13 protein-coding genes are annotated in these 12,075 nt (G+C 55.9%); all 13 read left to right on the top strand.

Going from position 1 to position 12,075, the window contains the following annotated elements; genetic code table 11:
- Nucleotides 1-60 precede the first annotated feature (60 nt).
- The gene (gene trmFO, locus J4772_RS16665; RefSeq protein ID WP_209076240.1) at nt 61-1,392 is read left to right on the top strand and encodes an FADH(2)-oxidizing methylenetetrahydrofolate--tRNA-(uracil(54)-C(5))-methyltransferase TrmFO; all 1,332 of its coding nucleotides are present in this window, start codon (nt 61-63) and stop codon (nt 1,390-1,392) included.
- Between the two features lie 108 nt (nt 1,393-1,500).
- Complete coding sequence (gene hslV, locus J4772_RS16660; RefSeq protein ID WP_116059510.1) at nt 1,501-2,046, top strand: ATP-dependent protease subunit HslV; 546 nt, start codon at nt 1,501-1,503, stop codon at nt 2,044-2,046.
- A gap of 32 nt (nt 2,047-2,078) precedes the next feature.
- Nucleotides 2,079-3,467, top strand: a complete 1,389-nt coding sequence (hslU, locus tag J4772_RS16655) for an ATP-dependent protease ATPase subunit HslU (protein ID WP_209076238.1) — start codon at nt 2,079-2,081, stop codon at nt 3,465-3,467.
- 82 nt (nt 3,468-3,549) lie between these two features.
- A complete protein-coding gene (gene codY, locus J4772_RS16650; RefSeq protein ID WP_209076236.1) occupies nt 3,550-4,323 on the top strand; it encodes a GTP-sensing pleiotropic transcriptional regulator CodY in 774 nt (257 codons plus the stop codon).
- Nucleotides 4,324-4,590: 267 nt separating this feature from the next.
- Nucleotides 4,591-5,007 carry a flagellar basal body rod protein FlgB gene (gene flgB / locus J4772_RS16645; RefSeq protein ID WP_342772460.1) on the top strand — a complete coding sequence of 139 codons (417 nt, stop codon included), beginning with the start codon at nt 4,591-4,593 and terminating at the stop codon, nt 5,005-5,007.
- A 3-nt stretch (nt 5,008-5,010) separates the two neighbouring features.
- Nucleotides 5,011-5,457 (top strand): flagellar basal body rod protein FlgC, encoded by a 447-nt coding sequence (flgC, locus tag J4772_RS16640; RefSeq protein WP_209076234.1) that lies wholly within the window; start codon nt 5,011-5,013, stop codon nt 5,455-5,457.
- A gap of 54 nt (nt 5,458-5,511) precedes the next feature.
- The gene (fliE, locus tag J4772_RS16635; protein ID WP_371822868.1) at nt 5,512-5,814 is read left to right on the top strand and encodes a flagellar hook-basal body complex protein FliE; all 303 of its coding nucleotides are present in this window, start codon (nt 5,512-5,514) and stop codon (nt 5,812-5,814) included.
- A 97-nt stretch (nt 5,815-5,911) separates the two neighbouring features.
- Nucleotides 5,912-7,480, top strand: coding sequence for a flagellar basal-body MS-ring/collar protein FliF (fliF, locus tag J4772_RS16630; RefSeq protein WP_209076232.1), 1,569 nt, complete (start codon nt 5,912-5,914; stop codon nt 7,478-7,480).
- A gap of 11 nt (nt 7,481-7,491) precedes the next feature.
- Nucleotides 7,492-8,502 carry a flagellar motor switch protein FliG gene (gene fliG, locus J4772_RS16625; RefSeq protein ID WP_116059720.1) on the top strand — a complete coding sequence of 337 codons (1,011 nt, stop codon included), beginning with the start codon at nt 7,492-7,494 and terminating at the stop codon, nt 8,500-8,502.
- Nucleotides 8,495-9,337 carry a flagellar assembly protein FliH gene (gene fliH / locus J4772_RS16620; RefSeq protein ID WP_209076230.1) on the top strand — a complete coding sequence of 281 codons (843 nt, stop codon included), beginning with the start codon at nt 8,495-8,497 and terminating at the stop codon, nt 9,335-9,337. The genes fliG and fliH overlap by 8 nt, the downstream gene beginning before the upstream one ends.
- Complete coding sequence (fliI, locus tag J4772_RS16615; protein WP_116059516.1) at nt 9,324-10,643, top strand: flagellar protein export ATPase FliI; 1,320 nt, start codon at nt 9,324-9,326, stop codon at nt 10,641-10,643. The genes fliH and fliI overlap by 14 nt, the downstream gene beginning before the upstream one ends.
- Nucleotides 10,644-10,655: 12 nt before the next feature.
- Complete coding sequence (gene fliJ, locus J4772_RS16610) at nt 10,656-11,105, top strand: flagellar export protein FliJ (protein ID WP_209076228.1); 450 nt, start codon at nt 10,656-10,658, stop codon at nt 11,103-11,105.
- Between the two features lie 42 nt (nt 11,106-11,147).
- Nucleotides 11,148-12,059: a MotE family protein gene (locus J4772_RS16605; protein ID WP_209076226.1), complete on the top strand. Its 912-nt coding sequence runs from the start codon at nt 11,148-11,150 to the stop codon at nt 12,057-12,059.
- Nucleotides 12,060-12,075: the final 16 nt, after the last annotated feature.

Raw genomic sequence — 12,075 nt, 5'->3', positions numbered from 1 at the left:
GCCGGGGCGAAGAGCTTCGGCAGGGCGGCTCGCGGAGGCGACGGGGTGGGGGCAACCGTTTTGAAGCAAGATCAATCCGTGACGGTTATCGGCGCGGGGCTGGCAGGCAGCGAAGCCGCCTGGCAAATCGCCGCGCAGGGTATCCCTGTCACGTTATACGAAATGAGGCCGGTCAGACAGACGCCGGCCCATCATACGGCGAGCTTTGCCGAGCTCGTATGCAGCAACAGTTTGCGGGCGAATGGCTTAGCGAACGCTGTCGGCGTACTGAAGGAGGAGATGAGGCGGCTCGATTCGCTCATTCTGGACTGCGCCGACCTGCACGCTGTTCCTGCCGGCGGCGCGCTGGCAGTTGATCGCGAAGGCTTCTCAGCCGAAGTGACGAAGAGACTGAGAGAGCATCCGCTCATCAAGGTCGTGAACGAGGAAGTTACCGCAATTCCGGAGGACGGGATCGTCGTCGTCGCGACGGGACCGCTCACTTCTCCCGGGCTGTCCGATAGCATCAAGCGGCTGCTCGGAGAAGAATACTTCTACTTTTTCGATGCGGCTGCGCCGATTCTTGAGAAGGACTCCATCGATTTCGACAAAGTGTTCCTCGCTTCCCGTTACGACAAAGGGGAAGCGGCTTATTTGAACTGTCCGATGACGGAGGCCGAGTTCGACGTCTTCTACGAAGCGCTGATCAACGCAGAGACGGCGGAAGTGAAAGACTTCGAGAAGGATATGTATTTCGAAGGCTGCATGCCGATTGAAGTCATGGCCAAACGCGGCAAGCAGACGGTACTGTTCGGGCCGATGAAGCCGGTGGGCTTGATCGATCCTCGGACGGGCGCCAAATCCCATGCGGTTATTCAATTGCGTCAAGACAACGCTGCCGGCACGCTGTACAACATCGTCGGTTTCCAGACGCATCTGAAGTGGGGCGAGCAGAAACGGGTGTTCTCGCTTATTCCGGGATTGGAAAACGCCGAGTTCGTCCGTTACGGGGTGATGCACCGCAATACGTTTATCAACTCGCCGAAGCTGCTCCATCCGACCTATCAACTCCGCGGACGGGAGACGCTGTTTTTCGCGGGTCAGATGACCGGGGTGGAAGGGTATGTGGAATCGGCCGCATCCGGATTGGTCGCCGGTCTGAACGCAGGGCGGTTGGCCGGAGGCCGAGAGCCGCTGACGCTTCCCGAGCACACTACGTTGGGCAGCATGTCGAATTATATTACGACAGCGGACTTCAAGCATTTCCAGCCGATGAACGCGAACTTCGGCTTGTTCCCGCCGCTGGGCTATCGCGTCAAAAGCAAGAAGGACAAGAACGACGCTATCGCCGCGCGCGCCCTGGAGGCGATCGATGCGCTGCGTCCCGAGCTTCGGGCAAGCTCCGTTCTGTAACCAATGAAGCAGCGGCTGCGTATAAGACCTAAGCCGCTGCTTTTCCGGCTCTAGGCGAAGTTTCAAAGATGCGAGATTCGCGATCAAAACAAACGGGAGGAACAGCCCATGGATATGAGTTTCCACGCCACGACGATCTGCGCGATCCGCCATAACGGCAAAGGCGCGATCGCAGGGGACGGCCAGGTCACCTTCGGCAATAGCATGGTGATGAAAAATACGGCCAAAAAAGTACGTAGACTGTACCGCAACCAGGTGCTTGCCGGGTTTGCCGGTTCGGTCGCGGACGCGATTACGCTGTTCGAGAAATTCGAAGGCAAACTTGAAGAGCATCACGGCAACCTGCAGCGCGCCGCGGTCGAGTTAGCCAAGGATTGGCGCTCCGACCGGGTTCTGCGCCGACTTGAGGCGATGATGATCGTTGTCGACGCCACAGGTATGCTGCTGTTGTCCGGCAATGGAGAAGTAATCGAGCCGGACGACGGAATTTTGGCGATCGGTTCGGGCGGCAGCTTCGCGCTGGCTGCGGCGCGGGCGCTCAAGCGTCACGCTCCGGCCATGGAAGCCCGCGACATCGCCCGCGCAGCGCTGGAAACGGCATCCGAAATTTGTGTATTCACCAACAATAACCTGGTCGTTGAGGAGATAGAATGATTACATTCGACAAACGTAAGGGAGAGGATCGCATGAACGATGCACTGACGCCCCGTCAAATCGTTGCTGAGCTCGACAAATACATCGTCGGGCAGAAGCCTGCCAAGCGTTCGGTTGCCGTAGCGCTGCGCAATCGCTATCGCCGCAGCCGCCTGCCGGAGGAAATCCGCGATGAAGTCGTGCCGAAGAACATTCTGATGATCGGACCGACCGGCGTCGGCAAAACGGAAATCGCGCGGCGGCTGGCGAAGCTGGTTCAAGCTCCGTTCATCAAGGTTGAGGCGACGAAGTTTACGGAAGTCGGCTATGTCGGCAGAGACGTGGAATCGATGGTTCGGGATCTGGTCGAAACGGCGATTCGTATGGTGAAAGAGGAGCGGACGGAGCAGGTGAAGGACAAAGCCGAGAGGGCGGCCAATGAACGGCTGGTCGCTCTGCTTGCCCCTTCCCCGGCGCGTCCGAAGACGCAGAAAAACCCGCTCGAGATGCTGTTCGGAGGAAACTCGGTTCCTAACGACGAGCCCGATCCGGTCGATTCGGGATTGCAGGACAAGAGAAGAGACACGAAGGCTAAGCTTGAGGCCGGACTTCTGGAGAACGAGACCGTCGAAATCGAGGTGGAGGACAACTCGCCGACCATGCTCGATATGCTAGGCGGACCGGGTCAGGAGCAGTTCGGCAACATGCAGGAAATGCTCGGACAATTTCTGCCGAAGCGCCGGAAGAAGCGCAGACTGACCGTTAAGGAAGCGCGCAAGGTGCTGATCGTGGAGGAAGCCAATAAGCTGATCGACATGGACGAAGTCACCTCTGAGTCCGTGCGCAGGGCGGAGCAGTCGGGCATCATCTTTATCGACGAGATTGACAAGATCGCTAGCCAAGGACGCGGGCAAGGGCCCGACGTCTCGCGCGAAGGCGTGCAGAGGGACATCCTGCCGATCGTCGAAGGTTCGACGGTCGTGACCAAGTATGGGCCGGTTAAAACCGATTACGTCCTGTTTGTGGCGGCCGGAGCGTTCCATGTCGCGAAGCCCTCGGACCTGATTCCCGAGCTTCAGGGGCGCTTCCCGATCCGAGTCGAGCTCAGCAGCTTGACCGACGAAGACTTCATCCGCATTCTGACCGAGCCGGAGAACGCCTTGACGAAGCAGTACACGGCGCTGCTGCAGACGGAGGGCATCAACGTTACCTTCACGGAGGCGGCGATCTCCGAGCTGGCGCGCATGGCGCAGGAAGTTAACCGGAATACGGAAAACATCGGCGCTCGCAGACTTCACACGCTGCTTGAGAAGCTGCTCGAGGATTTGAGCTTCGAAGCGCCGGAGCTGCAGCTTGAGGAAATGGTCATTACGCCGGAATATGTCCGCGAGAAATTATCGACGATTGCAAGCAATCGCGATTTGAGTCAATATATTCTATAACGGCTCTTAGCCGAACGGATGCCGCCGTCCCCGGACGGCGGAATCGTTGTACTTGTTTGTCGTATTAGGAGGAAGCACAATCATGACGCTGTTGATGAAAACCCGAACGCTTAACCGGCTGCTGCAGGAAGCGGCGGGCAAGCCTCTCAACTTCCGCGAGATGGCGGAGGGGCTGCGCGAGACGATGCAAGGCGATGTATTTGTGCTGAGCAGAAAAGGAAAGGTGCTGGGCTCGGCGCATTCCGCTGGATTTCCCGAGATGTGGCTGCGCAGAGAAGAAGCGGACGGGCTGCGCTTCCCTTCCGAGACGAACGATCGCTTGCTGCGAATTTCGGAGACGGCCGCGAACGTTTCTTCCAACGAGGAAACGTTGACGCCGATCGAAGCGGCTTTTGCCAACGCAATTGTCACAATCGTTCCGATCATAGGTGGAAGTGACAGATTAGGGACTTTAGTCCTGTCTCGTGAGCACGAATCGTTCGGAGACGACGATCTGATTTTGGCGGAATACGGCTCGACAATTATCGGCATGGAGATTCTGAGAGAAAGAATCGACGAGCGGGAAGCGGAGGCCAGAAGCAAGGCGATCGTCACGGTTGCGGTCAATTCGCTCTCCTTCAGCGAGATGGAAGCTGTTGAGCAGATTTTTGAAGAACTTGAAGGAAAAGAAGGGCTGCTCGTCGCTTCTAAGATTGCGGACCGGGCTGGAATCACTCGTTCGGTTATCGTTAACGCGCTCCGGAAGCTGGAGAGCGCGGGGGTGATCGAGACCCGCTCTCTCGGGATGAAGGGAACTTATATCCGCATTCTCAATGCGCAGCTTCTGCGGGAACTGGAGCATCGCAAAAACGCATAAGCGCGACGCCAATAGATAAGTAAGCCCGATCTTCCATTGGAAGATTAGGGCTTTTTTCTTATTGTCACGCACAGCGTTGTCGTAGATGATGTATCTTAGAAAATTCTAATTATGTCGGATTGCGATTCTTTTTTTGTAGAATGAGCAAAAGTATTGTCGCTTCAAGCAGGAATTTAAGAGATTTGCGTGGAAATAAGTCAAAGCGAAATGCGATTGAGTGCGAAAAATGAAGAAAAATGAAGATTATCTCATGAATAGGGGCGACTAATGATGGAGTTGTTAAGCGGCGCATCATTTCTGCGCTTGGAGAACGCCATCCAGGCCGCGGCGATGAGACAACGCGTGCTGTCCAACAATATTGCCAATAACGATACGCCATATTTCAAGCGATCCGATGTCGTATTCGAAGAGCTGCTGACGCAAGCGATCGGAGCGCAGGGGACGCGCGCATTTGCGAGCAAGCCGACCGACCCTCGACATTTTCCGATTAACGGAGCTTACCCGTTGCCGGCGCCAAGAGTCGTAACGGACGAATCGACGGCAATCAACAATAACAAAAATAACGTAGACGTAGAGAAAGAAATGGCGCTCCTTGCGGAGAACCAGCTCAGATACAATCTGATGACGCAGCAGGTCAATCATGAAGCAAAGATGATGAGAATCGGAATTCAAGGGAGTGCGTAACGAATGAAGCTCGGAGGATTCGATATCAGCGCTTCCGCGCTAACGGCCCAACGGCTGCGCATGGACGTCATTTCGGCCAACATTGCGAACGCGGAGACAACGCGCGCCGGATACGTGAACGGAAACTTCGTCCCTTACCGCCGCAAAGTCGTCGTGATGGAGGCGGCACAGCCTAAGTTCCAGGACGTGCTTGGCCAGCAGTTGAACGGAATGTCGGCGCAGGGCGTCAAGGTGGCGTCCATTCGCGAAGATTCCGCGCCGTTTAAACAGGTGTACAACCCGACGCATCCCGATGCGGATGCGAGCGGTATGGTCTATATGCCTAATGTGGATATGCTGAAGGAGCAAGTCGACCTGCTGGCGGCCTCTCGGTCGTACGAGGCGAACATAACGGCGCTGAACGCAAGAAAGTCGATGTTCATGAAGGCGCTGGAAATGGGACGTCGTTGATCGTTCAAAGCAAACGCCGCCAATTGAATCCAATCAACCTGAAGGAGTGTTAGCTTGATTACGAATACGATGTTTAATCCCGTTCAAGCAGTGACAGCGCCAAACTTGAATCAGATAAAGGCGACGCCGGCGGAGGCGACGGAAAGCTTCGCTTCGTTCCTGAAGAACGCTCTTGACGGAGTGGCCGCTCAAGAACAGAACGTACATAAGCTCAACGATCAATTTCTGATTGGAGAAGTCGACGAGAATCAGGTCATCATTGCTGCTACGCAGGCGGAGCTGAGTCTTTCCCTGACAGGGCAGGTCCGCAACAAAGTCATCGAGGCGTATCAGGAAATTATGCGGATGCAGCTGTAATCCTGACGCGGAAACTACAAGTAAAACATAATCAAGGGAAGAAGGCGCGGAGGTTCTCCGCCTTCTTTGCTCTTCTAACCGCAGGTGGGGTGAAATCGTGAACGAGAAGTGGGCACAGGTTCGAGAAAAGCTGTCCGGTTTCTGGAACCAGTACAGCAAGACGCAAAAGTGGGTGCTCGCCTCAACAGCGGCCTTGTTGCTTTTTGCCATCATATTACTTACTTATTTATTCACCAAAACCGAGTACGAGCTTGCTTTCCAGAACCTGGACAGCACCGATGCCGCCGCCATTATGGAATACCTGGACGGCAACGGGATCAGCTACAAGCTTGGCGACGCCGGGACAAGCATCTTCGTGCCGAGCGCTTCCGCCTCCAAGGTCAAGGTGGCGGTCGGATCGCAGGGACTCATCGAGAACGGCTCGATCGGGTTTCCGGAACTGAGCAAAGCTTCATCGGCGATCGGAACGACGGATCAAGAGTTTGACGTCAAGTTTCGTAATGCGCTTAACGGAGAAGTCCAGCAATTGTTGCTCAGAAAGCAGGGCGTTGCACAAGTAAAAGCGCTCGTAACGTTGCCGGAGGATTCGGTATTCTTGAACGAATCGGACAAGGAAAAGGCGATTGCCGCTGTCATCATCACCTTTAAGCCAGGCTTTCGGCCGAAGCAAGAGGAAATTGACAGCTACTACAATCTGGTCAAATCGGCCGTGCCGAATCTGGCAATTCAAGATATTACGATCAGCAGCAGCACGAGCGAACTGACCCCGTCCACGAAGTTGGGCGGAGGAGCCGGAGTGGGCGGAGCGATCTACGAGACCCAGTTCGCCATTCAGAATGAGTTCGAGAATACGCTGAAAAGAAACATCCAGCAATTTCTGAACCCGATTGTCGGCATGGACAACATGGTCGTCAGCGTCGTGTCTTCCTTGAATTTCGATAAGAAATCGTCTGTGGAACAGCTTGTGCAGCCCTTGCCGGATAACGACAATAGAGGGATCGAAATCGGCCGACAAGAGACGAGCGAGACGTACCAAGGCCAGGACGGGCAAGCCGGAGGAGTAGCGGGGACGGGAGAAACCGACGTCACCAATTATCCGTCCGGGGGCAACTCGGGCTCATCTACGTCCGAGAAGGTTTCCAGTTCGATTAACTACGATGTAAACCGCATTACTAATAATATCGACTACGGCCCTTATAAAGTGAAGGACTTATCGATAAATGTCGGCGTAAATTCCGCGAATATGACGCCCGAGAGACTGGCCGAGATCCAGAGCATGCTTGTTAATAATGTAAGAGTGCTTCTGAACGAATCGGGATTGGATTTGTCGGACGAAGCTTTGACGCAACGCGTCTCGGTTTTGTCGCAATCCTTCGACGGCACGGCAGCGGTCTCTGGCAGCGCGTCGAATTCGACTTTGTGGATGGCGGCAGCGGGATTGTTGGCGCTGGCGTTGCTCGGAGGCGGGGGCTACTATATTTATCGTCGTCGCAAAGCGGCGCAAGAAGCGGCAGCGATCGAAGACGCTCCGCGCGTGGAAATGCCGACGATCGATATCGACAACGTTTCGAACGAAAGCCAGGTGCGCAAGCAACTGGAAAGCTTGGCCAAGCGCAAGCCGGATGAATTCGTTAATCTTCTCCGGACTTGGCTAGTGGATGAATAGAGGTGGCGGCAGTGGCGAAGGGGATTCAATTGTCCGGGAGGCAGAAGGCGGCCATTCTGCTCATCACCCTTGGACCGGAAGTATCCGCGCAAGTGTTCAAGCACTTGCGCGATGACGAGATTGAACAGTTGACGCTGGAAATCGCCAACGTGCGCAAGGTGGACGCGAGCGAAAAAGAACTTATTCTCGGCGAGTTTCACCAGATTTGCGTCGCGCAAGAGTATATTACGCAGGGCGGCATTACCTACGCCAAAGAAATATTGGAGAAGGCGCTCGGTTCGCAGAAAGCAATGGATATCCTGAACAGGTTGACCGCAACGCTGCAGGTTCGGCCTTTCGATTTCGCACGCAAGGCCGAGCCTTCGCAAATCTTAAACTTCATTCAGAACGAGAATTCGCAGACGATCGCGCTCGTGCTTTCCTACCTGCAGCCGGATCAATCGTCGGCAGTCCTCTCGTCCTTGCCGCAGGAGAAGCAAGCGGAGGTGGCGCGAAGGATCGCGCTCATGGACAGCACTTCTCCGGAAGTCATTGCGCAAGTCGAACGGGTGTTGGAGCAGAAGCTCAGCTCGACGGTTACTCAGGATTACACGAATGCCGGCGGCATCGAGGCGATCGTGCAAATTTTGAACGGCGTAGACCGAGGTACGGAGCGTACGATTTTGGATTCCCTGGAAATTCAGGATCCGGAGCTGGCGGAAGAGATCAAGAAGCGGATGTTCGTATTCGAGGATATCGTCAATCTCGACAATCGTTCGATCCAGCGCATCATTCGCGACATCGAAAACGCCGATTTGCAGCTTGCGCTCAAGGTGGCCAGCGACGAAGTGCGGGAATCGATTTTCCGGAATATGTCGAAACGGATGGCGGAGACGTTCAAGGAAGAGATGGAATACATGGGGCCGGTGCGGCTGCGCGACGTAGAGGAGGCGCAAACCCGCATCGTAGCGACGATTCGCAGATTGGAAGAGGCCGGAGAAATCATTATCGCTCGCGGCGGAGGAGACGATATCATTGTCTAATCTCATCAAATCTTCGCATGTCGTGTCGCTGGACGATCTAAAGCGATTGGAATTGATTCAGAGAACCGCGCCCGTTTCGCAAAATATTTCAGGTTCCGGCATGGATGGCGAAGGAAATCAGACGCTTGATGTCGAAATTCAAACATTAAAGGAACGCATTATTGCCGATGCGGAGCAGACGGCCGAGCAGATTATGCAGCAGGCCAAAGCCGATGCGGCGGAGCTTAGGGCGGCTGTAGAGCGGGACGCGGAATCGTGGTGGCAATCGCGCCGCGAGGAAGACGACCGAATTCGCGAAGAGGCGAGCAGGCAGGGGCACGAAGAAGGCTATCGCGCCGGCGCGCTGGAGGCGGAAGAGCAGCTTAAGCTTCAGTACGAGGAGAGGCTACGGGAGGCCGAGGCGATCGTGATCCAGGCCTATGCGGCGAAGGAATCGATCATAACCGAAGGCGAAGTCTTTCTCGTCGAGCTAAGCTGCACAATTGCGGAGAAGATCGTGCAATCCCAGTTGGATCAGGCACCGGAGATGTCGAAAGCGTTGTTCGAGAAGGCGTTGTCCAGAAGAAAGGAACAAGGCGTTATCGTGCTATGCGTATCGCCGTCGCAGTTTGCTTACGTACAGGCGGCAAAGGACGAGCTTGCTCTTGCGCTGGACGCGCAGGCAGAGCTGCGGGTCGTCCCGGATGCTTCGATTAAAGAAGGTGGATGTATCGTCAGATCGCCTTTCGGCAGCATTGATGCAAGAGTCGATACGCAGCTTGAAGCGATCCGCGAGCAGTTGCTAAGAGTGGCGGCCCACCGCAGCGAGGGGAGCGAACCGTATGGCGCTCCTTGATATCGGTCGTTATACGGATACGCTTCGCGATTTCGATCCGGTGCGGGTCAACGGCAAAGTCATTCAAATTATCGGGTTGACGGTCGAGTCCGAAGGGCCGGATGCGAGCATCGGCGACGTTTGCTCGATCTATCCGATGAAAGGCGGCAAGCCCGTGCTTGCCGAAGTCGTCGGTTTCCGCGATAATCGCGTTCTGTTGATGCCGCTCGGAGAACTGCATGCCATCGGTCCCGGCTGCGACGTTGTTGCTACGGGCAGTCCGCTTACAGTGCAGGTTGGATCCGAGCTGCTCGGCAAAGTGCTGGACGGCCTCGGTCGGCCGCTTGACGGAACAAGGCTGTCCGTGCGCATGCCGCACTATTCCACGCATAACGCACCCGGCAATCCGCTCAGCCGTCCGCGAGTGACGACGCCTCTTGGCGTCGGAGTTCGGGCGATCGACGGATTGCTGACGGTCGGTCAGGGACAGCGGATCGGCATTTTTGCAGGCTCGGGCGTCGGAAAGAGTACGCTGCTTGGCATGATCGCTAGAAATACCTCCGCAGACGTTAACGTCATTGCCTTGATCGGAGAACGGGGACGCGAGGTACTGGAATTCGTCGAGAAGGATCTCGGCCCGGAAGGGCTGGCCCGCTCCGTCGTTATCGTCGCAACGTCCGACCAGCCCGCACTCATTCGAATGAAAGGCGCGCTGATCGCGACGACGATCGCCGAATATTTCCGCGACCGCGGCATGAACGTCATGCTGATGATGGATTCGGTCACTCGTTACGCGATGGCGCTGAGGGAAGTGGGGCTGGCCATCGGCGAGCCGCCGGCGACGCGAGGCTATACGCCTTCCGTGTTCGCAGCGCTGCCCAAGCTGCTGGAGCGTGCGGGGACGGGGCCGACGGGTTCGATAACGGCTTTCTATACCGTGCTCGTAGATGGCGACGACATGAACGAGCCGATCGCGGACGCCGTGCGCGGCATTCTGGACGGGCATATCGTTCTGCACCGGAATTTGGCAAACAAGGGACATTTTCCGGCTATTGACGTGCTGTCGAGCGTCAGCCGTGTCATGAAGGACATCGTCAGCGAAGATCAGCAAGGCGCCGCCGAACAGCTTAAGAAACTGCTGGCCGTCTACCGGGATTCCGAGGATTTGATCAACATCGGCGCTTATCAGCGCGGCTCCAACGCCGAGATCGACAAAGCAATCCAGTACTACGATCTGATCCGCAACTACACGCAGCAGAGAACGAACGAAAAAGTGACGCTGCAGGAAGCGCAGGAGCGGCTTATAATCGATTTTTACAAGAGATGAGGATAAGCGACGATGTCATTCCGATATCCTTTGCAGAAAATCGTAGATTTGAAGGGCAGCGAGAAATCGATGGCCGAATGGGAATACGCCGCTTCGCTCGGCAAGCTTAGATCCGAGGAGGAGCGGTTGAGAGAGCTCCATGAAGAACGCCGCGGTCTGGAGGATGAGCTGTTGGGTGCCGCCAAAAGGCCGACGCCTCTGACCGAGCTGATGGCAACCGAGCGATATATGCAGGTTGTCGATGCGAGAATCCGCCGACAGAACGAAGGGGTTCGCGTCGCCGAAGACCAGGTGCGCAAGCGTCAAGGTCAGTTAACGGACAAAATGGTGGACGAAAAAGTATGGCTGAACGCGCGCGACCGCGCATTGGAGCGCTTTAGGCGCGACCGCTTGGCCAAGGAACAAAACGAACTCGATGAAATCGCGATCGTAAGAGCTGCCTCCTCCTCCTCGCGAAGGTAATGGAGATCCGCGGCCGGATTGCAGGAGAAGGGAGGGAAATTCGTGGCGAGCGCGGATGTGGAAAAAAGCAGTTACAGCGGGTTCGAGCGATTTCTCTTTTTTATTACCCCGATTTTGTTTACGGCAGTGCTGCTGGGCGTATTGCTGCTGATGTTCAATGCGGACTGGCGCAATGCGGCGCTGGAGATCGGCAATAAAATACCGGTGATCCGGTCGATTTTGCCGAATCCGGACAGCCCGCAGACTCCGGAAACGCAGACGGACGAAACATTATCAGTGAACAACGCCAAAGCGAAGTTAGACGAACTGAACGCGCTTCTTGCAGATCGGGAAACGGCGCTGAAGCAAGCGACGGCGCTTGGCGAAGAACAGAAGAAAAAGCTGGACGAGCTGCAGCTTAAGCTGGACGAGCTGTCCAAGGCGGGAGAGGAACGCACGATTACGGGCGAAGCCTATCAGTCGCGCATTAAAGGACTTGCCAACATGTATGGGAAAATGACTCCGAGCAAAGCGGCTCCGATTCTGGAAAGCATGACGCTGGAGGAGTCGGCTCTCGTACTGGGGGCGATGACGGAAGCCGAGCGCGGTCGCGTGATGCAGCGAATGACTCCGAAGCGGGCGGCCGACGTAACGGTGAAGCTGAAGGATTCCGAAACGGTGGACGATCGGGAGATCGCTGCGCTGCAGTCGCGAATCAAGGAGCTGGAAAGCCGTCCGGTGGACACGACCGCCGCACTGGATACGGCGGAATTGAATCGCACCTTCTCCAGCATGGATTCGAAGAAAGCGGCGGAGTTGCTGCTGCAGATGTCGAAGACAAGCCAGAGCAAAGCTTTGCGTATTCTGGATGCGCTTGATAATGAAGCGCGGGCCAAAGTGCTTAACGAACTGTCCACGCTGGACAAGAAAGCCGCGGCTAGCTTGGTCAGCAAGCTGATGCCGGCAAACCCGTAACGATCGATTTGCGAAA

It is taken from the genome of Cohnella sp. LGH (genome assembly GCF_017671885.1).
Classification (GTDB): Bacteria; Bacillota; Bacilli; order Paenibacillales; family Paenibacillaceae; genus Cohnella; species Cohnella phaseoli.
The sequence above is the reverse complement of the archived record's forward strand: the minus strand, read 5'-3'. Positions and strand labels throughout refer to the sequence as shown.

Coding starts and splice junctions, on each gene's coding strand:
- hslV (WP_116059510.1), top strand. CDS start 1,501: ATGGATATGAGTTTCCACGCCACGACGATCTGCGCGATCCGCCATAAC.
- hslU (WP_209076238.1), top strand. CDS start 2,079: ATGAACGATGCACTGACGCCCCGTCAAATCGTTGCTGAGCTCGACAAA.
- codY (WP_209076236.1), top strand. CDS start 3,550: ATGACGCTGTTGATGAAAACCCGAACGCTTAACCGGCTGCTGCAGGAA.
- flgB (WP_342772460.1), top strand. CDS start 4,591: ATGATGGAGTTGTTAAGCGGCGCATCATTTCTGCGCTTGGAGAACGCC.
- flgC (WP_209076234.1), top strand. CDS start 5,011: ATGAAGCTCGGAGGATTCGATATCAGCGCTTCCGCGCTAACGGCCCAA.
- fliI (WP_116059516.1), top strand. CDS start 9,324: ATGGCGCTCCTTGATATCGGTCGTTATACGGATACGCTTCGCGATTTC.
- fliJ (WP_209076228.1), top strand. CDS start 10,656: ATGTCATTCCGATATCCTTTGCAGAAAATCGTAGATTTGAAGGGCAGC.